Genomic DNA, 19,323 nt, shown 5'->3' with positions numbered 1-19,323 from the left:
ACCTACGTGGTGGATGAGGGGACCCGCATCCTCGCCGGCCGGTACGAGGTCGGCGAGCTGATCGGCCGCGGCGGCATGGCCGAGGTGCACATCGGTCATGACCGGCGGCTCGGCCGCACGGTGGCGATCAAGATCCTGCGCTCCGACCTGGCCCGCGACCCGTCGTTCCAGAACCGGTTCCGCCGCGAGGCGCAGGCCGCCGCATCGCTGAACCACCCGGCGATCGTCGCCGTGTACGACACCGGCGAGGACGTGGTGACGGAGCCGACCGGCCTGGTCGCGCACGTGCCGTTCATCGTCATGGAGTACGTCGAGGGCCACACCGTGCGGGACATCCTGCGCGACGGCGCCGCCGTGCCCATCGAGGAGGCGGTGGAGATCACCGCCGGCGTGCTGTCGGCGCTGGAGTACTCGCACCACGCCGGGATCGTGCACCGCGACATCAAGCCGGCCAACGTCATGCTGACCCCCACGGGCGCGGTCAAGGTGATGGACTTCGGCATCGCACGTGCCGTGGCGGACTCCGCCGCGACGATGACGCAGACCCAGGCCGTCATCGGCACCGCGCAGTACCTGTCCCCGGAGCAGGCGCGCGGCGAGCAGGTGGACACCCGCTCCGACCTGTACTCCACCGGCTGCCTGCTGTTCGAGCTGCTCACCGGGCGCCCGCCGTTCACCGGCGACTCCCCGGTCGCGGTGGCCTACCAGCACGTCCGTGAGAACCCGCCGGCACCGAGCGACATCGCCTCGGACGTGCCGGACACCCTGGACCGCATCACGTTGAAGGCGCTGGCCAAGGAGCGGGACGACCGCTACCAGACGGCCGGCGAGTTCCGGGCGGACCTCGAAGCGGTGCTGCGAGGCGGTGCGGTGGGCGCACCGCCGGTCGGCGCCTTCGCGGTGGCCGGTGCCGCCGGTGGCCACCCCGCAGGCGAGGCCCCCCAGGTGATTGCGCCGGCCACCGCGGCCCCCCACGCGTTCACCCCGGGCTCGGCGGCCTGGGGGGCGACGGGCATCACGACGCCCGGCGCGGGTATCCCCGAGGACGACGAGCGCGGCCGGCGCTGGCTGGTCTGGCTGCTGGTGGGTATCGCGGTGCTGGCGGTCGGCGGGCTCGTCTGGCTGCTGCTGTCGCAGCGCGGGCCGTCGGGGCCGACCACCGCGGCGGTGCCGAACGTGGTCGGCAAGTCCGAGCAGGACGCCCGTGACCTGCTGACCGCCGACAAGTTCACGATCGGCGGCACCCAGCAGGAGAACTCCGACTCGGTCCCGGCCGGCAGCGCCACGCGCACCGACCCGCCCGCCGGCAGCCAGCAGCCCGTCGGCAGCTCCGTCGTCCTGTACATCTCCAAGGGCCCGTCCAGCCTCAAGGTGCCGGACGTCACCGGCAAGACGGTCGCGGACGCCACCACCGAGCTGAAGGCCGCCGGCTTCGTCGTCGACCCCACGCAGACGTCGGACGACAACCCGAACTTCCCGCAGGGCCAGGTGACCAAGACGGACCCGATCGCCGGCCAGACGGTCGCCGCCGGCTCCACCGTCAAGCTGTCCGTCTCCTCCGGCAACGTGGTGCTCGGCAACCTGGTGGGTCAGAAGCAGGCGGACGCCGTGGCGGCGCTGACGGCGCTGAAGCTGGGCAACAACGTTCAGACGGTGCCGGTCACCGACCCCAAGCAGGTCGGCGTCGTCACCGCCCAGGACCGTCCTGACAAGTCGATCCTCAAGCAGGGCACCGTGGTGACGATCACCGTCGGGGCGGCCCCGACCACGGCGACGATCCCGTCGGGCATCACCGGTCCCACCGTCACCGTGGACGCCGCCAAGACCGCCCTGGCCAACGCGGGCCTGACCAACGTCCAGGTCACCACGCTGGACCCGAAGAAGAACCCGTCCGACCAGCCGGCCGGCACGGTGATCAGCGTCAGCCCGCCGTCGGGCACCAACGTGGCGATCAGCCAGCAGATCACGCTGACCGTCTCGGGCGGCCCGGGCCCCAGCAGCACAACGGCGCCGACCAGCGGCACCGGAGGCTGACCGACTCGACCGCACGCGCGACGGGCGCTCACCGACCTCGGTGGGCGCCCGTTCTCGTCGTCGGACCGGTCAGGTCTGCCGATCAGCGGCGCAGGGTCAGGCGCGCACCAGCGGGTGCAGCCCCTCGGACCGCCCCACCGCCCCGTCGTCGCCGCACATCGCCAGCCAGTTCGCCAGCAGCCGGTGACCACCCTGCGTCAGCACCGACTCGGGGTGGAACTGCACGCCGTGCAGCGGCAGCGTCCGGTGCTGCAGGCCCATGATGATGCCGTTCGCCGTGGCCGTGACCTCGAGCTCGGCGGAGAACGTCCCGTCCACCACGGCGAGCGAGTGGTACCGCGTGGCGGTGAACGGCGACGGCAGCCCCGCGAGCACGCCGCGGCCGTCGTGCTGCACCTCGCTCGTCTTGCCGTGCATGAGCTCGGGGGCGTGCGTCACCACCCCGCCGTACACCTCGCCGAGCGCCTGGTGGCCCAGGCAGACGCCGAGCATCGGCGTCCCCGTCTCGGCGCAGTCCCGGATCACCTGCATCGACGAGCCGGCGGCCGACGGCGTCCCCGGTCCCGGTGACACCAGCACCCCGTCGAAGCCCACCCGGTCGGACACGGGCGGGACGGTGTCGTTGCGCACCACCACCGTGTCGGCACCGAGTTGGTTGAGGTACCCGACGATCGTGTAGACGAACGAGTCGTAGTTGTCGACCACCAAGATCTTCGTCATCACTCACCCACGGTCGTCTGGTTGAAAGGCATGTGCGGGGCGATCGCCGGGTATACCCACTCGAAGCAGGCCGCGAGCACCGCGGCGGCCAGCGCCAGGCTGATCAGTACCCGCACCCACACCGGCCCCGGCAGGTGCCGCCACAGCCACGCGTACATCATGCGCTCCCGAGCAGCTCGGCCGGCACCCCGTCGGAGGCCGGCGCCCAGTAGTCCAGCACGCCGTGCACCACGTACCGCTGGGCGGCGGAGTACATCGGCGTGCAGGTGGTCATGGTGATCGACCGGGCCGTCGGGGTCGCTCCCGGCTTGTCCGGCACCGGCGCGATCACCTCGGTCTGGTTCGGGTAGACGATCTCGGTCGACGCGACCTTGTAGACGTACCAGGCGTCCTTGGTGCGCACGACGAGGGCGTCGCCCACCTGCAGCTCGGCGATCCGGTTGAACGGCTTGCCGAACGTGGTGCGGTGGCCCGCGACGGCGAAGTTCCCGACGGCACCGGGCATCGCCGTCCCCTGGTAGTGCCCGATGCCGAGCACGTCGAGCACGGTGGCGCGGTCGGTGCCCTCGCTGATCGGGCGTTCCGGCTCACCGGCCCACCGGGGCACCTGCAACGTCGCGAAAGTCGTCGCGTGCCCCGGTTCGGCCAGCACGGGCGGGTCGTCGTGCCGCGGCGTCGCCACCTTCGGTCCGGCGACCGCCGTCGCGCCCGCGGCCGCGCTCGGGGCGCTCGTCGGCACGGGCGTGGCCCATGCCAGCGACTGCACCACGCGCGCCTGCCCCGCGTTCCCCTGCACGTCGGTCCACCACAGCTGCCACGCGAGGAACCCGAGCAGCAGCACGCCCACCGTCAGCAGCACCTCGCCGAGCACGCCGACGGCGCCCCACGCCAGCCCCTGCCGACGGGCGGCCCGCCGGGCGACCCGCCGGTTCGGCGCGACGTCGGTGGTCATGCGGCCGCCCCCCGCCTCGTCCGGCACCGCCTCGTCGGGCTCGTCCCGCACCGCCCCGTCCGGCACCGCCCCGTCCCGCGCCACCTCATCCCGCACCGCCGCGGCGGGTCGGTGCGCCGGCGGTCGCGGACGGCTCGGGCAGACCGGGCAGCACCTGCACGCCGGCCGGCACCGAGGCGTAGGTCAGGTCGGTGACCGAGTAGGCGGGCAGCTGCAGCGAGGACGACTCGGCGACCTGCCACCCGAGGCCCACCTGGACCGAGTCGCGCACGTAGGCGCGCACGGCCGGCGCCTGGTCGAGCGCCGCCTGGAGCTTGTGCGGGTCGCCGATCGCCCGGACGGTGTACGGCGGCGAGTAGACGCGGCCGTGCAGCCGCAGCACGTTGCCGACGCAGCGGAACGCGCTGGTCGACACCACCCGCTGGTCCTGCAGCTCCATCGCCTCGGCGCCACCCGCCCACAGCGCGTTCATCACCGCCTGCAGGTCCTGCTGGTGGACCACCAGCACGTCGGGGCTGACGTTGCCGCGCCGGGGAGAGTCCGCCGGCGCGTCGTTCAGCTGCACCGTCAGACCGATGCCGCTGACCGGCACACCACCGCCGGCCACCAGGTAGCCCGTCCCCACGGCGTCCGCCGACGCCCCGGGAAGGGCGCTCTGTGCCGTGAGCACGTCCACCTCGGCGCGGAGCTCGTCCACCTGCGCCGACAGCCGGGCGACCTTGTCCGACTCCGCCTGCGTCAGGCCGCGCAGATCGGTGGGGTGCCGTGAGATCGACCCCGCCGCGCTGCGCGCCGACATGGAGAACAGCACCGCCGAGAGCAGCAGCACCACGCCGACGGACACGCTGCCGCGCGGCAGGCGCAGGCGGTGCGGGCGGTCGCTCACGCAACGCTCCTGGTGACGGGCTGGTGCACGCGGTCCGACGGCGTGCACCGTCTAGGCTAGGTCACGTTGCGCCCGGTCTGTGCGGCTCGCCTCGAGCACCGCAGCACGGGCGACGGCCCCCGGTTCCGCCTCGGCCACCGGCCTGCGACGGCCACGGACGCGGCGGGCACCCATCGCCTGAAGGAGCACCCGGACGTGCCTGAGTCGAGGTCGCGGAAGAAGGTCGCGTACACGCCGCCCCCCGGGAAGGCTGTCCCGCGCAAGCCGAACCCGCCGTGGTTCGTGCCGGTGATGCTCGGGCTGATGGTGGTCGGCCTGGCCTGGATCGTCGTCACGTACCTGACCGCCCAGAGCGGCCACACCTACCCGATCCCCGCGATCGGCCAGTGGAACCTCGCGTGCGGCTTCGGGCTGATCCTGGTCGGCTTCGGGATGACCACCCGCTGGCGCTGAGCCACCCGCTGTTCGCCGCTGTCCCGTCGGGCCGGTTGTCCCCAGTGGTGAACAACCCTGTGGAAAACTACACCGATGTCATTCCGCAGGTCACAGCCTGTGGATGGCTCAGAGGAGCCCGACCGCCCGGTAGGTGAGGAGGGTCGACGCGACGAGCAGGACGCCGACCACCACGGGGGCCGCCACGGCGACCAGCCGGCGCCGAGGTGCCGGCGCGTACGCGTAGGCCGCCCCGATCAGGAGGCCGACGACGAGCCCGCCGACGTGCGCCTGCCACGCGATGCCGAGCCCCGGCACGAACCCGATCACCAGGTTGATCACGATCACGCCGAGGATGCCGCGGGCGTCGGCACCGACCCGGCGCAGCACCACGAGGATCGCGCCGAACAGCCCGAACACCGCACCGGACGCCCCCACGATCCCGACGTTCCAGCTGTGCGTCACCGGCGCGAGCAGCACCGCACCGACGGACCCGCCCACCGCCGCCATCAGGTAGAGCGTCAGGTAGCGCGCGCGGCCGAGCAGCTGCTCGAGCAGCGGCCCGACCGTCCACAGCGCCACCATGTTGAACACGATGTGCAGGAAGCTCACGGGCGAGTGCAGGAACGCCGCGGTGAGGAACCGGTACGGCTGCGAGGCACCGAGCACCGGGCTGAAGAGCCACCTCGACGTCCACGTCGGCGTCGTCAGCTGCAGCAGGTAGCTGAGCGCGTTCAGCCCGATCAGCGTGAAGGTGACCAGCGGCCGCCCGTCCCGCACCCGACCCCCGAGCGCCGTCCGGCGAGCCGGCACCGCGCGGCTCGCCTCGGCCACGCAGTCCACGCAGTGCACCCCGACCGCCGCCGGTCGCTGGCACTGCGGGCACACGGGGCGCCCGCAGCGCTGGCAGCGCACGTAGCTGATCCGGTCGGGGTGCCGCGGGCACACCGGGGGTGCCGCAGTACCGGCACCCAGGGGGTCGGGAGTGGTGATGGTCAGTCCTCGACGGTGATGTAGTCGATCACCACGTCCTGCACGGGACGGTCGCCCGGGCGGGTCGGAGTGGTCGCGATGGCGTCGACCACGGCCTTGCTCGCGTCGTCGGCCACCTTGCCGAAGATGGTGTGCTTGCCGTTCAGCCACGGCGTCGGCGCCACGGAGATGAAGAACTGGGAGCCGTTGGTGCCGCCCATCTTCCCGCTGACCGGGTCGAGGCGCTTGCCCGCGTTGGCCATGGCCAGCACGTACGGCTCGGAGAACGTCAGCTCCGGGTGGATCTCGTCGTCGAAGTTGTAGCCCGGGCCGCCGCGGCCGGTGCCCTGGGGGTCACCGCCCTGGATCATGAAGCCCGGGATGACGCGGTGGAAGATCACGCCCTTGTAGAGGGGGTCGGTGCGCGTGGCGCCGCTCGGGTCCGTCCACTCCTGGGAACCGGTGGACAGCCCGGTGAAGTTCGCCACGGTGCGCGGTGCGTGGTTGGGGAACAGCTCGACACGGATGTCGCCGGCGGTGGTGTGCAGGGTCGCAAACATGGCCTCAGTCTCGCACGGAGCCCTCCTGCGCAGCGGGGCCCGCGGTGGCAGAGTGGGAGGTCACAGCCTCGAGACCAGCAACGACGTCCGGGAGTGGCAGATGACGAAGCACAGCAAGCTCGACGTTGACCCCGACAAGCTGAAGGAGCAGGCAGCCGACCTCGGCGCCACGCTGACGGGCGCCGCCGTGCACGCCAAGGAGTGGACGACACCTCGCGTGGAGGCCTTCATCGACTGGCTGCTTCCGCGCCTCGAGAACGCCTACAACGAGAGCGTCAAGGCCGCGGCACCGCGGGTGGAGAAGGCGGCCGAGAAGGCGGCGCCGGCGATCGACACCGCGCACGACAAGCTGGTGGACGAGCTGATCCCGCGCCTGGTCACCGCCCTGAACGAGGCGGCGGAGAAGGCGGGTGCGGCGGCGGTCAAGGCTGCCGACACCGCGGCCGAGGTCGCCAAGGCGAACGCGGCGGAGCTGAAGAAGCAGGTCCACGTCGCCCCGCCGAAGAAGTCCCACAAGGGCCTGAGCACCTTCATGGTGGTCGGCCTGCTCGTCGGCGCCGGCGCGGCCGGTGCCGCCTGGTTCCGCTCCCGTTCCACGGTGGACCCCTGGGCCGAGCCGTGGGAGCCGACCGACCCGACCGGGGGCACCGGGGCGGACTCGGTGCACACCCACACGCACGACGTGCGCGCCTCCGTGACCGACGCGGTGGGCGACGCGGCCGACGCCGTGGGTGAGGTGGCCGGGTCCGCCGTCGCGAAGAGCCGCGAGGCGACCCGCAAGGCGGCCGAGAAGCTCGACGAGGCCCGCGCCTCTGCCGAGGAGGCGGCCAAGAAGGTGACCCGGCGCACGGCCAACAAGGCGGAGGACGTCGCCGACGCGACCGAGGACGCCGTGGAGAAGGACAACCCCTCGGGCGACATCTGATCGGTCGCCGCGCGGGCGGCAGCACGACGAACGGCGGGGTCCCGGGTGTCCGGGGCCCTGCCGTCGTCGTGCCGGCGTCCCCAGCCTGGCCACCCACCACCGCTCGGCCGCGCGGCCTCCGCGCGAATGCGGTTGACCTGCGCGCGCGGCGGCGGCGACCCTCGACCGATGGACGAGGACCTGACCGAGCTGTGGCCGGTGGCAGGCCTGCGTGTGGTCTCCGGCGACCTCGAGCTGCGCTGGCCGGACGACGACCTGATGGTGAGCGTCGCCCGCGAGGCCGGCCGGGGGATCCACGCCCCCGACGCCATGCCGTTCACCAACCCGTGGTCCCGGGGCGACTCCGCGACGGTGTCGCGCAACGTGCTCCAGTACATGTGGGGTCAGCGGTCGTCCCTGGCGGCCGACTCGTGGTGCCTCGAGCTGGCGGTGCTGCTCGACGGCGTGCCGATCGGCCTGCAGTCGGCCAGGTCCTCCCACTTCCCGGTGACCCGCACCGCGGAGACCGGCTCGTGGTTGGGGCAGCGGCACCAGGGCAACGGGGTCGGCACCCGGATGCGCGTGCTGATGCTCCACCTGCTGTTCGAGGGGTTCGGCGCCCGCGAGGCGACCAGTGGCGCCTTCCTGGACAACGGCCCCTCGAACGCCGTCTCCACCAAGCTCGGCTACGACCGCAACGGTCTGGTGACCGTCGCGAGGGAAGGGGTCGCGGCACAGCAGTGGCGCTACCGGATGGACCGCGAGCGCTGGGACGCCCGGCCCGGCTGGATGCGGCCGGACGTGACGCTGCACGGTGTCGAGCCGGTGCGTGAGCAGCTGGGCATCTCCTGACCGTCCTTTTGCCATCTGCGGACATCTGCGTGGACAACCCACCAGATGCCGGACGTCTGCGCGGTACCGTCTGGCCATGCAGCTGGCAGACCTTCAGGCACGCGTGCGCATCGCGCTGACCAACACGATCGCCAACGAGTGGACGCTGTTCACCCCATCGAGCGGCACCAGCAGCGCCTCGGAACGCACCATCGCCTTCCACCTCGGCTGGTACCTGCGGCCGATGATCGAGAACGCCTGGGACATCGACGCGGAGTACGACCGGTCGGCGATGGCCCTGGAGAAGGCGGTCCGCCTCGAGGACGCGGACTCCGAGGGCCGCCGCATCCCGGACCTGATCGTGCACCGTCGCGGCCACCTGGGCCCGGAGGAGAACCTGCTGATCCTCGAGCTCACCGCCGACCACGCCACCCGCGGCTCGACCGCCGGCGACTTCGGCCGCGCGACGGCCATCCAGCGGCGGTTCGGCTACCGCTACGCGGTGCTGCTCGACCTGCGCCTCGGGCTGGAGGGCGGCCAGCCGACCGTCAAGCCGACCTGGCACTGGGCGACCCTCGAGGAGGGCCCGGTCACCCGGGAGCCCGAGGACGTGTACCCGCCCGAGGTCCTGGCGGACGTCACCGCGCGCGGGGCGGCTTACCGCCGCGGCTGATCGCCGGACCGCCCGGCTCAGTCGGCCCGGCGGTAGTTCAGCAGCCGCTGCACGACCACGACGGTGACCAGGAACGCGCCGCTGACCACGTTGTTCCAGGTGGAGTCGAGCTGCAGCTCGCGGATGAACGCGTTGATGGTTCCCAGCAGCAGCACGCCGGCGGCCGTGCCGATCAGGGACCCAGCACCTCCGGTCAGCAGCGTCCCGCCGATCACCACCGCGGCGATCGCCTGCAGCTCGTACCCGGTGGCGATGATCGGGCTGGCGGACACCAGCTGCGCGGCCTGCAGCATCCCGGCCACGCCCGCGAGCGCCGCCGAGACGACGTAGAGGCTGACCTTGGTGCGACGCACCTTCAGCCCCATCAGCACGGCGGCGTCCTCACCACCGCCGATCGCCAGGGTGGTCAGGCCGAACGGTGTCCGCTCGAGCACCACGTGGAACACCACGTACAGCGCGACGGCGATCAGCACGGGGTAGCCGATCGTCAGGAACACCCCGGTGCCCAGGTGCGCGAAGAACGAGTCGCTCGGCACCGAGTACGTCCGGGCACCGGCCCCGGTCAGCTGGTACACCAGCCCGCGGACGCCGAACAGTGTCGCCAGCGTGACGATGAACGGTGCCATCCGGGCGTAACCGATCAGCATGCCGTTGATCAGGCCGATCAGCCCGCACGCGACGATCGTCGCCAGCACGGCCGCGACCGGTCCCGCCTGGTTGCTCACGTAGACCCCGACCACGCCGCCGAGGGCGAAGACGGAGCCGACCGACAGGTCGATGCCGCCGGTGATGATCACCAGGGTCATGCCGATGGCGACGATCCCGATGTACGAGTTGCCCAGGACCGTGTTCCGCAGGTTGTCCAGCGTGTGGAAGCTCGGCCAGAGCACCGAGCCGACCAGCACCAGCAGCGCCAGCGCGGCGAAGGCCGCCACCCCGTTGCGCTGCAGCGCCGCCGCGACGCGGGACCCGGTGGCGGCGACGGGTTCCACGGGCCGCGCCGCCAGGCCGGTGCCGGCGGTGGCCGGGCCGTCGGGGACGCCCGTCGGTGCGGTGGTGCTCATGCGCGTGCCCTCACTCGCTGGATGTAGACGGCGCCGACGATGACGACGGCGGTGACCATCTGGGACACCGCGTCCGTCGCCGAGTGGAAGATCAGCGTGCTGCGCAGCAGCTGCATGAGGATCGCGGCGGCCACCGTGCCGACCACCCGCACCCGTCCGCCGGTCAGCGGTGTCCCGCCGACCACGACGGCGGTGATGGCGAACAGCTCGTAGTTCAGGCCGCTGGACAGGGCGTTCGCGGACGTGATCGACGCGGTGTCCATCACGCCGGCCCACGCCGCCAGCACCCCGCTGAGCACGTAGACGCCGATCAGCGTGCGCCGCACGGGCACCCCGGACAGGTACGACGCCCGGGCGTTGTCCCCGACGGCGAGCAGCTGGCGGCCGAAGTTGGTCCGCCGGACGGTGAACGCCACCAGGCCGACCGCGACCAGCGCCGCGATGATCAGGCCGTTCACCCCGAGCACGTGGCCGGAGGAGATGCCGAGGATCACCTTGTCGTGGATGCTCGGGTTCTTCCCGGCGAGCAGCAGCTGCGCCAGGCTGCGGCCCGCGAACAGGAACGCCAGGGTCGCGACGATCGGCTGGATCCCGACGACGCCGACCAGGAACCCGTTCAGCACCCCGACGAGGCCGCCGATCACCAGCGCCAGCGCGATCGCCCCGACCCCCGGCACCCCGCTGAACTGCACCAGCAGTGCACCCGACAGGGCCATCACGGCACCGACGGACAGGTCGATCCCGGCGGTGCCGATCACCATCGCCATCCCGAGGGCGACCACGACGATCCGGGTGCAGAGCACCAGCTGCACGTCGAGGTTGTCCCACGTGATGAAGCGCGGGGTGAACAGCACGTTGTAGACGACGATCAGCACCAGGGCGACGTACACGCCGTTGTCCCTGGTCCAGCGCAGGACGGTGGCGCGGTCGGCCTTCGCCGCCGTCCCGGCGACCGCGGTGGACAGGCTAGTCACGGGTGGGGTCCTCCTCCGGGGACGGGACTGCGGCGATCGCCTGCACCAGGTCGTGCTCGCTGATGTCGTCGCCGTCGAGCACCGCGACGACGGCCCCGTCCTTGAGCACCACGATCCGGTCGCTCTCGTCGACCAGCTCCTCGGTCTCGGACGAGATCAGCAGCACCGCGAGGCCTTCCGCGGCGAGCTCGTCGATCGTCTGACGCACCTCGAACTTCGCCCCGACGTCGATGCCGCGGGTCGGCTCGTCGAGCACCAGCACGCGCGGGCTCAGGCACAGCCACCGCGCGAGCATCACCTTCTGCTGGTTGCCCCCCGACAACGTGCTGACCTTCTGGCCCGGCCCGGTGGCGCGGATGTGCAGCCGTGCCATGAAGTGCTCGACGAGCTGGTCGATCCGCTTGTCGGACACCAGGCCGAGGCGGGACATCCGGGGCAGCGCCGCGATGGCGATGTTGTCGCGGATGGACAGGTTCGGCAGGATCCCCTCGAGCTTGCGGTCCTCCGGCAGCAGCGCGACGCCGGCCTCGATCGCCGCGCCCGGCGACCCGGTGCGGATGGGCTTGCCCTCCACGAGCACGGCGCCGGAGTCGAGCTCCTGCGCACCGAGCACGGCCATGCCGGTCTCGCTGCGGCCGGCACCGAGCAGCCCGCCGAGGCCGACGACCTCGCCGCGGTGCACCTCGAGCGAGACGTCGTGCAGGCGGTTGCGACGGGTCAGCCCGCGCAGCTCCAGCACGGGCGGGCCGGCGACGATGCGGTCGCCACCCCCCGGCGCCGAGCGGTGCAGCGCCGTCTGCAGCTCCCGGCCCAGCATCGTCGCGACCAGCTGCACCCGCGGCAGCTCCGCCATCGGCCCGGTGTGCACCAGCCGGCCGTCGCGCAGCACGGACACCGTGTCGCAGATCCGGTACAGCTCGTCCAGCCGGTGGCTGACGTAGACGATCGCCACGCCCTCCGACCGCAGCCGCCGGATGATGCCGAACAGCGTCTCCACCTCGCGGGACTCCAACGAAGAGGTCGGCTCGTCCATGATCACGACGTTCGCGTGCAGCGCGACGGCGCGGGCCACCGAGATCATCTGCTGCGTGCCCAGGCCCAGGGTGTTCAGCGGGACGTCGACGTCGGCGCGGATCTGGTAGTCGTCGAGCAGGGCGTTCGCCTCGCGCCGCATCCGGGCGAAGTCGACCAGCCGCAACCGGGTGCGCGGCTCCCGCCCGAGATACAGGTTGCGCGCCGCGCTCTGCATCGGCACCAGGTCCAGCTCCTGGTAGATGGTGCTGATGCCGGCCGCCTGCGCCGCCCGCGGGTCCGCGAACGTCACCGGCTCGCCGCGGTGCCGCAGCTCGCCGCTGTCGCACTGGTACACGCCGGTGAGGATCTTGATCAGCGTGGACTTGCCGGCACCGTTCTCGCCGACCAGCGCGTGCACCTCACCGGCGCGCACCGTGATGCTGACGTCGCTGAGTGCCTTGACGCCCGGGAAGGACTTGCTCACGCCCCGGGCCTCCAGCACCGGGAGCGCCCCGGCCGTGGTGAGCTCCGCCATCGAGTGCTCTCCCTGGTTGTGCTGGGTGTGGACATCCTGCACCCGCCGCCGTCCGGGCCGACGGCGCCGGGCGGGCGGCGGGTGCAGGTGGGTCGCTCGGGTCAGAACGACTTGGAGAGGTTCGCGGAGGCGTTGTCCGGCGTGTACTCGTTGTTCGAGATGATGATCTTCGCGGGCACCGGGGTGTCGTTCTCGAAGTCGGCGAGCGCCTTGAAGGCGAGCGGGCCGAACCGCGGGTTGGACTCGATGACGCCGTTGTACTTGCCGTCCACCAGCAGCTGCACGGCGTCGTGCGTGCCGTCGACCGAGACGATCTTGATGTCCTTGCCGGGCGTCTTGCCGGCGGCGGCGATCGCGGTCTCCGCGCCGATGCCCATCTCGTCGTTCTCGGCGTAGACGGCCGTGATGTCGGGGTGCGCCTGGAGCAGCGAGGCCATCACCGTCTGGCCGTCGGTCCGCGCGAAGTTCGCGGTCTGCTGCGCGACGACCTGGATCCCGGGCGCCGTCTTGATCTCGTCGACGAAGCCGCTGGTCCGGTCGGTGGTGACGCCGTTGCCCGACGAGCCGAGCAGGATGGCGACCTTGCCGGTGCCACCGGTCTGCTTGATCATCGCGTCGGCGGCGCGCTTGCCCTGGGACACGAAGTCGGAGCCGATGAAGGTCAGGTAGTCGGTGCAGGCCTTGGAGTTCACCAGGCGGTCGACGGTGACCACGGGGATCTTCTTGGCGCGGGCGGCGTCGAACGCCGGCTGCAGGCCGTCCGAGTTCAGCGGTGCCACGATCAGCAGCTGCACGCCCTGGTTGATCATCCCCTGGATGTCCGTCACCTGCTTGGCGATCTCGCTGTTCGCGTTCGTCTTGATCAGCGTGGCGCCCTGCGCGGCCGCCTCGTCGACCATCGACTTGGTCTCGGCGATGCGGAAGGCGGCGGTCTCCGGCTCCGACTGAGAGAAGCCGACCTTGGCGCCCTTGAGGCTGATCTTCGGGTAGCCGAGGGCGCTCGCCGTGCAGCCGTCGGCCGACGCGGACGCCGCGCCGGACGAGGCGACGGTCGGGTTCGCGGCAGCGGCGGCGGTGCCTCCGGAGGTGGATCCGGCGGACGACGACGAGCATCCGGCGGCGGCGAGGCCGACCGCCAGCGCGAGTGCGGTGACGGTCGTGCGCCGCGAGGTCTTCATCGACATGGGTGTGTGGCTCCTTGGACGAGGTGGAACGAGCACCTGCGAGGCGGGCCGGGCCGGACGGCGTCCCCTTCGACGCCCGGCTGCACCCGCGGACGTCCCGCGGTGTCGCACCCTTGCGACGACGCCGGCGGAACGTGTGTGTGATCGATATTGACGAAGTTCTGATCGGATCGTCAACTGCTCGTCCATCACGTGATCAAATCGTGACCTGGCTCGTTCGCCTGCGCCACGTCCGGGGCCACGACCGATCGGGCTCGGAAGCGCCGGAGCACCCGCGAACGCTACCCTTGGGCTGACCAGGCCGCTCGTCCCAGCCTGACGGTTCATCGTGCGGGTCTGACCTGGAGGGGCAAGGAGGGACATGTTCGGCGCCGAGCGTCGCCAGCTGATCCTCGAGCTCGTCCGCGCCCAGGGCGCGGTGTCGATCCGCGACCTCGCCATGGCGGTCAACGCGTCCGAGGTCACCGTGCGGCGCGACGTCACCACGCTGGAGAGCCGAGGGCTGCTCGACCGCAGCCACGGCGGGGCGCTGCTGCCGGACGGCGAGCTCGGCGGGGCACTCCTGTCGAACCGGGAGCCGGGCGGCACGTCCCAGCCGGAGCGGGGCGAGACGCTGGTGCTCGGCGAGGCGGCCGGCCCCGCTCGCACGACGATGTTCGGCGCCGAGCGCCGCCGCCTGATCTGCGAGTACGTGCGGGCCAACCGCGTCGTCTCGCTGCGCGACCTCGCCGCGGCCGTCAACGCGTCCGAGGTCACCGTGCGCCGCGACCTCGTCACGCTCGAGCGGCAGGGGCTGATCGAGCGCGCCCACGGCGGCGCACAGCTGCCGGACGCCTTGATCATCGAGCCCTGGCCGACGGCGCCGCCCGACCCGGAGACGACGGCGAAGTCGGCCATCGCCACGCTCGCCGCGACGCTGGTCGGCGACGCGACGGCCATCATGCTGGGCGCCGGCACCACGGTGTACGAGCTGGCCAGGAGGCTGGCGCCCCGCTCACCGCTGACGGTGCTGACCAACTCGATGCTCGTCGCCCGCGCGCTGGCGCGGACGCCCAACGTCGAGCTGGTGATGACCCGCGGCTCCCTCGACAACTCCACGCTCGCGCTGGTCGGCAGCGCCGCGGAGCACTGGATCGCCGGTCAGCGTGTGACCCGCGCCTTCGTCTCGGGCGGCGGACTGACCACGGAACGCGGGCTGTCCAGCACGCACCTCGCGGTGTCCGAGGTGGAGCGGGCCATCGTCGGCAGCGCCAAGGAGCTGGTGGTGCTGGCGGACCACACGAAGCTCGGCGTGGAGAGCACGTACCCCGTGGCGCCGGTGACCAGGATCGACCACCTGGTCACCGACACCTCCGGCGACACCTCGGTGCTGGAGTCGCTCTCGTCCCGCGGCGTGCACGTGCACGTCGCCCCGTCCGACCTGGCGGGCGCCACCGCCTGAGGCGCGACGGGCCCGGATGGCGACACGGTGAGGCCTCTGAGCCGCCACGGCGCCTGACCACTTCCGACCGGACGGGATCGGTGCCCGACCGTTCCGGCCGCGATCCGACTGCCGCACCGATCCCGTCCAGTACCGTGAGCCCGTGTTCGCGACGGAGCGGCGGCGTCGGATCCTCGAGCACGTGCGCCGTCATGGCACCGCCGACCTGCGCGAGCTGGCCCAGGCGGTCGACGCCTCCGAGGTCACCATCCGTCGGGACCTGCGCGCGCTCGAGCAGCAGGGGCTGATCGCCCGGCACCGCGGCGGCGCGGCGGCGTTGCAGGACCCCGGGGCGGGAGACCCGTCGACCGAGGGCCCCGACCCGGCCGCCCGGCCGGAGCAGGTGGCGATCGCGCGGCTGGCGGCCACCTTGGTGCACGACGGAGACGCCGTGGCGATCGGCGCAGGGACCACCGCCCAGCAGCTGGCCGCGACCCTGGTCGACGCCTCGGACCTCACGGTGGTGACCAACTCGTTGCTGGTCGGCGAGGTGCTCGGCCAGGCCCGCGGCGTGTCGGTGGTGATGACGGGCGGCTCGCTGCGCGGTGCGACGTACGGCCTGGTCGGCAGCGGTGCCGAGCAGTCGTTCGCCGACCTGCGCGTGCGACGCGCGTTCCTCTCCGGCGACGGACTGACCGCCGGCTGGGGACTGTCGACCTCCGACCTCGCGGAGGCCGGTGTCGACCGGGCGGTCGCCGACGCTGCGCAGGAGGTGGTGGTCCTCGCCGACCACACGAAGCTCGGCGCCGACGCACCGTTCCAGAGCGTGCCGATCGACCGCATCGCGCACGTCGTCACGGACGACGGTGCCGACGCCGGCACTCTCGCGACCCTGCGTGCGGTCGGCGTCCAGGTGCACGTCGCCGGCACACGGGACGCCGGGTGACCACCCTGGGGTCCACCGCCGGGGAACCCCATCCGGACCGTGGTCGCCTAGTGTGGGGCGCCAGCACGCCCGACGAGGGGAAGGAGGCGCCCGCCGTGCCCGCCTCTGCCCCGGGACCGCGCTCGTCCACCGTCCTCGAGGCGCGCGCCGTCACCAAGTCGTTCCCCGGCGTGACGGCGCTGCAGGACGTCGACCTGGTGCTGCGCCGCGGCGAGGTCCACGCCCTGGTCGGGGAGAACGGCGCCGGCAAGTCGACGTTGATCAAGGTGCTCACCGGCGTCTACGCACCGGACGCCGGCCAGGTGCTCCACCACGGCCGGCCGGCGACGTTCCGCAGCCCGGGTGCGGCACAGGCCGCGGGCATCAGCACGATCTACCAGGAGGTGAACCTGGTCCCCACGCTCACCGCCGCCCGCAACCTGTTCCTCGGCCGCGAGCCTCGCACCCGCCTCGGCCTGATCGACTTCCGGGCCATGAACAGCCAGGCCCGCGAGGTGCTGCAGCGCTACGGGGTCGATGCCGACGTCGAGGCGCCGCTCGGCTCCCTCGGCCTCGGCACCCAGCAGATGGTCGCGGTGGCGCGCGCCGTCGCCGCGCGCGCCGACATGGTGATCATGGACGAGCCGACGTCGTCGCTCGAGGCCCGTGAGGTCGAGACCCTGTTCGCCGCGATCGACCGCCTGGCGTCCGACGGTGCGGCGGTGCTCTACGTCAGCCACCGGCTCGACGAGCTGTACCGCATCTGCGACACCGTCACGGTGCTGCGGGACGGGCGCCTGGTGCACACCGGACCGCTCGCGGAGCTGCCCCGGCTCCAGCTGGTCGCGGCGATGCTCGGCCGCGAGCTGCTCGCCGAGACGCGCCGCCGGTCCGAGGCCGAGCCGAACGACGGGCTCGACGACGAGGTGCTGACGGAGCCGGTGCTGACGGTGGACGGGCTGACGCGGCGCGGCGTGCTCGACGGCGTCTCGTTCACGGTGCGTCCCGGCGAGATCGTCGGCCTCGGCGGCCTGCTCGGTGCCGGCCGCAGCGAGACCGGCATGGCGGTGCTCGGCGCGCAGCGGATCGACTCCGGCACGGTCACCGTCGACGGTGAGCCGATCCGCACCGGCTCACCGGGGGCGTCCATCGCGGCCGGCGTCGCGCTGCTGCCGGAGGACCGCAAGCTCGAGGGGATCCTGCCCAACCTGTCGATCCGCGACAACATCATCCTCGGCGCCCTGCCGCGGCTGTCCCGAGCCGGCCTGATCTCGAACGGCCGCATCGACGCCATCGTCGACGGGTTCATGAAGCAGCTGAAGATCCAGGCGTCCAGCCCCGACCAGAAGGTCGGCACGCTGTCCGGCGGCAACCAGCAGAAGGTGCTGCTCGCCCGCCTGCTGTGCCTCGACCCGAAGGTGCTGATCCTCGACGAGCCGACGCGCGGCATCGACGTCGGCGCCAAGATCGAGGTGCGGGTGGCCATCGACGCCCTGGCGGCGGACGGTCTGGCGGTGCTGCTCATCTCGTCGGAGACCGAGGAGCTGATCGACGGATCGGACCGCATCGTCGTGCTGCGCGAGGGCAGGGTCACCGACGTGCTGGGCGGCGACCGCCTGACGGAGGAGGACCTGATCCACGCCATCGCCGGGGAGAGCGCGGACCACCCGCAGCCCGAGTGACCGGGCGCGTCATAGGCCGTGGGGGCCGAAGGGTGGAGCCAAGGGGACTCGAACCCCTAACCCCCTGCTTGCAAAGCAGGTGCGCTACCAATTGCGCCATGGCCCCCGGGAGACCGGTCCGCTGAGGGTCCGGTCGCGGCGGGTCACTCGAAGGTGTCGGTGACCTCGGCCCACAGGTCCCGCTCATCGCGGTCCTGCACGTACCTCTGGTAGACGACGTAGCCGACGGCGGCAGCGGCGGCGAGGACCAGCAGCTTCTTCATCGGTACCTCCTCGAGTGGGCCTAACAGGACTTGAACCTGTGACCTCTTCCTTATCAGGGAAGCGCTCTAACCGTCTGAGCTATAGGCCCCGGGCGCGGTGACCGGGAGCCGGGCTGCGCGCGCCGGTCGAGACTACCCCAGCGACGCTTCCCGGCCCAAAACGCGACGGTGCCGCGGCTACTCGTCCGTCATCGTGACGTGCACGCCGCCCACCAGCGCCGCCACGATGTTGTACAGGAACGCGCCGATGGTGGACATCGCCGTCAGCAGGAACACGTCGATCACCGCGACGAGGGTCGCGCCAGAGATCACCTTGCGGAAGCTGATCACGTCGGTGACGTTGACGGCGCTCTCCGGACCGACCACCTGCTTGACCAGGTCGTTGATGCTGGCGAACACGTGCAGGCCGTCGAGCGTGAGCCACACCACCGCGGTCGCCACCACCAGGATGATGCCGAGCGCGAAGGACAGCAGCAGCGACAGCTTCATCACCGACCACGGGTCCAGCCGGGAGATCGCCAGCCGTACCCGCCGAGGTGCGCCCGGTGCAGGCGCGCGCCCGGACACCGGGTGCGGCGGGGGTACCGGTGCCGGCCGCGCGGACGCGGCGGGAGCGGTCGGGTTGGCGGTCATGGGCTCTTCCTGGGGCCGAGGGCGTGTCAACGAAGCGTACGCGGCGCTCAAGCCCGCACCAGCGACACCCGCCGTCTTCTTCAGCCAGACGGTCGAACGGTCGACGGCCTCGAGCAGCGGCGACGGCGAGGGGGCCTCGTCCTGCGGACCCGTCGTGGCATCGCCCTCGGGAGCTGCGGCGCCCTCCTTCGGACCAGCGGCCGAGGCCGCGGCGACGCCGACCACGGCAGCCCCGGCGGTGGCCGTCACGGGGCCGCCGTCCTGCGAGGACGGTGCCTCCGATCCCGCCGGGGGGTGCGCGTCCGTCGCGGCCTGACGCCGTTCGGGTGCGTCCGCGCGGGAGACCGGAGCGCTCGCCGCCCGGTCGCCGTCCGTCACCGACGCGACGGAGGCCGGGTCCTGGCTGACCGGTCCGGTGACCCGCGTGGTGCGCGGGTTGGTGCGGGACCCGCGCATGCCGGCCGGCCGGGCGGTCTCGCCGCTGACCGGCCGCGTCACGGGCCGCGGCGTCCGGGTCGGCGGCACGCTCACCGGCAGGCCACCGTCCGTCGTGCCGGGCACGGCAGCCGACGCCCGCGCACCGGTCTCGACGCGCATGGTGTCGTCAGCCGGTCCGCCCTGGCCAGGAACCCCCCGGACGGTCCGGACGTCACCCTGGGTCGCAG

General features: G+C 72.4%; 20 protein-coding genes and 2 tRNA genes. 8 read left to right on the top strand and 14 right to left on the bottom strand.

All coding sequences use genetic code 11. From position 1 onward, the window contains the following. Positions 1 to 6: 6 nt before the first annotated feature. A complete protein-coding gene (gene pknB / locus ACFQTY_RS01240; RefSeq protein WP_378099065.1) occupies positions 7 to 2,034 on the top strand; it encodes a Stk1 family PASTA domain-containing Ser/Thr kinase in 2,028 nt (675 codons plus the stop codon). A 96-nt stretch (positions 2,035 to 2,130) separates the two neighbouring features. Here pknB and ACFQTY_RS01235 read toward each other — a convergent pair whose 3' ends face one another. From ACFQTY_RS01235 to ACFQTY_RS01220, 4 genes are read right to left on the bottom strand one after another with little or no spacing between them, the layout of a single operon-like run. Next, complete coding sequence (locus ACFQTY_RS01235) at positions 2,131 to 2,754, bottom strand: aminodeoxychorismate/anthranilate synthase component II (protein WP_378096112.1); 624 nt, start codon at positions 2,752 to 2,754, stop codon at positions 2,131 to 2,133. Continuing rightward, positions 2,754 to 2,912, bottom strand: a complete 159-nt coding sequence (locus ACFQTY_RS01230; RefSeq protein ID WP_378096109.1) for a hypothetical protein — start codon at positions 2,910 to 2,912, stop codon at positions 2,754 to 2,756. The genes ACFQTY_RS01235 and ACFQTY_RS01230 overlap by 1 nt, the downstream gene beginning before the upstream one ends. Continuing rightward, positions 2,912 to 3,790 carry a class E sortase gene (locus ACFQTY_RS01225; RefSeq protein WP_378096106.1) on the bottom strand — a complete coding sequence of 293 codons (879 nt, stop codon included), beginning with the start codon at positions 3,788 to 3,790 and terminating at the stop codon, positions 2,912 to 2,914. Before ACFQTY_RS01225 ends, ACFQTY_RS01230 begins: the two co-directional genes overlap by 1 nt. Position 3,791: 1 nt before the next feature. Next, entirely contained in the window at positions 3,792 to 4,592 is an 801-nt protein-coding gene (locus tag ACFQTY_RS01220; protein ID WP_378096103.1) for a DUF881 domain-containing protein, read from the bottom strand. A gap of 195 nt (positions 4,593 to 4,787) precedes the next feature. Between ACFQTY_RS01220 and ACFQTY_RS01215 the strand changes: the two genes are divergently transcribed. Next, the gene (locus ACFQTY_RS01215) at positions 4,788 to 5,045 is read left to right on the top strand and encodes a cell division protein CrgA (protein WP_263731014.1); all 258 of its coding nucleotides are present in this window, start codon (positions 4,788 to 4,790) and stop codon (positions 5,043 to 5,045) included. A 108-nt stretch (positions 5,046 to 5,153) separates the two neighbouring features. Here ACFQTY_RS01215 and ACFQTY_RS01210 read toward each other — a convergent pair whose 3' ends face one another. Both ACFQTY_RS01210 and ACFQTY_RS01205 read right to left on the bottom strand, forming a co-directional pair. Continuing rightward, the gene (locus ACFQTY_RS01210; RefSeq protein ID WP_378096099.1) at positions 5,154 to 5,867 is read right to left on the bottom strand and encodes a rhomboid family intramembrane serine protease; all 714 of its coding nucleotides are present in this window, start codon (positions 5,865 to 5,867) and stop codon (positions 5,154 to 5,156) included. Between the two features lie 152 nt (positions 5,868 to 6,019). After that, complete coding sequence (locus ACFQTY_RS01205; RefSeq protein WP_378096096.1) at positions 6,020 to 6,556, bottom strand: peptidylprolyl isomerase; 537 nt, start codon at positions 6,554 to 6,556, stop codon at positions 6,020 to 6,022. A gap of 100 nt (positions 6,557 to 6,656) precedes the next feature. Between ACFQTY_RS01205 and ACFQTY_RS01200 the strand changes: the two genes are divergently transcribed. The 3 genes from ACFQTY_RS01200 (at position 6,657) to ACFQTY_RS01190 (ending at position 8,964) form a co-directional block, all read left to right on the top strand. Continuing rightward, on the top strand, positions 6,657 to 7,481 hold the full coding sequence (locus ACFQTY_RS01200; protein WP_378096094.1) for a hypothetical protein: 825 nt from the start codon (positions 6,657 to 6,659) through the stop codon (positions 7,479 to 7,481). Between the two features lie 168 nt (positions 7,482 to 7,649). Continuing rightward, entirely contained in the window at positions 7,650 to 8,312 is a 663-nt protein-coding gene (locus ACFQTY_RS01195; RefSeq protein WP_378096090.1) for a GNAT family N-acetyltransferase, read from the top strand. A gap of 76 nt (positions 8,313 to 8,388) precedes the next feature. Beyond that, positions 8,389 to 8,964: a hypothetical protein gene (locus ACFQTY_RS01190; RefSeq protein ID WP_291760209.1), complete on the top strand. Its 576-nt coding sequence runs from the start codon at positions 8,389 to 8,391 to the stop codon at positions 8,962 to 8,964. 17 nt (positions 8,965 to 8,981) lie between these two features. On the opposite strand, the gene ACFQTY_RS01185 is transcribed toward ACFQTY_RS01190, so the two are convergent. The 4 genes from ACFQTY_RS01185 to ACFQTY_RS01170 form a co-directional block, all read right to left on the bottom strand. Continuing rightward, positions 8,982 to 10,028 carry an ABC transporter permease gene (locus ACFQTY_RS01185; RefSeq protein WP_378096087.1) on the bottom strand — a complete coding sequence of 349 codons (1,047 nt, stop codon included), beginning with the start codon at positions 10,026 to 10,028 and terminating at the stop codon, positions 8,982 to 8,984. After that, positions 10,025 to 11,002: an ABC transporter permease gene (locus ACFQTY_RS01180; RefSeq protein WP_378096084.1), complete on the bottom strand. Its 978-nt coding sequence runs from the start codon at positions 11,000 to 11,002 to the stop codon at positions 10,025 to 10,027. Before ACFQTY_RS01180 ends, ACFQTY_RS01185 begins: the two co-directional genes overlap by 4 nt. Further along, complete coding sequence (locus ACFQTY_RS01175) at positions 10,995 to 12,551, bottom strand: sugar ABC transporter ATP-binding protein (RefSeq protein ID WP_291760219.1); 1,557 nt, start codon at positions 12,549 to 12,551, stop codon at positions 10,995 to 10,997. Before ACFQTY_RS01175 ends, ACFQTY_RS01180 begins: the two co-directional genes overlap by 8 nt. A gap of 101 nt (positions 12,552 to 12,652) precedes the next feature. Then, positions 12,653 to 13,735, bottom strand: a complete 1,083-nt coding sequence (locus tag ACFQTY_RS01170; protein ID WP_378096081.1) for an ABC transporter substrate-binding protein — start codon at positions 13,733 to 13,735, stop codon at positions 12,653 to 12,655. Between the two features lie 361 nt (positions 13,736 to 14,096). Between ACFQTY_RS01170 and ACFQTY_RS01165 the strand changes: the two genes are divergently transcribed. The 3 genes from ACFQTY_RS01165 to ACFQTY_RS01155 all read left to right on the top strand — a co-directional run bounded on the left by ACFQTY_RS01165 (position 14,097) and on the right by ACFQTY_RS01155 (position 17,762). After that, positions 14,097 to 15,176 carry a DeoR family transcriptional regulator gene (locus ACFQTY_RS01165; RefSeq protein ID WP_378096078.1) on the top strand — a complete coding sequence of 360 codons (1,080 nt, stop codon included), beginning with the start codon at positions 14,097 to 14,099 and terminating at the stop codon, positions 15,174 to 15,176. 142 nt (positions 15,177 to 15,318) lie between these two features. After that, complete coding sequence (locus tag ACFQTY_RS01160; RefSeq protein WP_378096075.1) at positions 15,319 to 16,101, top strand: DeoR/GlpR family DNA-binding transcription regulator; 783 nt, start codon at positions 15,319 to 15,321, stop codon at positions 16,099 to 16,101. A 95-nt stretch (positions 16,102 to 16,196) separates the two neighbouring features. Then, entirely contained in the window at positions 16,197 to 17,762 is a 1,566-nt protein-coding gene (locus ACFQTY_RS01155; RefSeq protein WP_378096072.1) for a sugar ABC transporter ATP-binding protein, read from the top strand. 33 nt (positions 17,763 to 17,795) lie between these two features. Here ACFQTY_RS01155 and ACFQTY_RS01150 read toward each other — a convergent pair. From ACFQTY_RS01150 to ACFQTY_RS01135, 4 genes are all read right to left on the bottom strand, one after another. After that, positions 17,796 to 17,868, bottom strand: a tRNA-Ala gene (locus tag ACFQTY_RS01150). 37 nt (positions 17,869 to 17,905) lie between these two features. After that, positions 17,906 to 18,025 carry a DLW-39 family protein gene (locus tag ACFQTY_RS01145; RefSeq protein ID WP_263731002.1) on the bottom strand — a complete coding sequence of 40 codons (120 nt, stop codon included), beginning with the start codon at positions 18,023 to 18,025 and terminating at the stop codon, positions 17,906 to 17,908. Between the two features lie 15 nt (positions 18,026 to 18,040). Then, positions 18,041 to 18,114 (bottom strand) — tRNA-Ile (locus tag ACFQTY_RS01140). An 88-nt stretch (positions 18,115 to 18,202) separates the two neighbouring features. Then, entirely contained in the window at positions 18,203 to 19,255 is a 1,053-nt protein-coding gene (locus ACFQTY_RS01135; RefSeq protein WP_378096069.1) for a DUF3566 domain-containing protein, read from the bottom strand. Positions 19,256 to 19,323 lie beyond the last annotated feature (68 nt).

This window comes from Cellulomonas sp. T2.31MG-18 (assembly GCF_964266755.1).
GTDB lineage: Bacteria > Actinomycetota > Actinomycetes > Actinomycetales > Cellulomonadaceae > Cellulomonas.
Note: the sequence above shows the minus strand (reverse complement) of the source record. Positions and strands in the feature narration are given on the sequence as shown.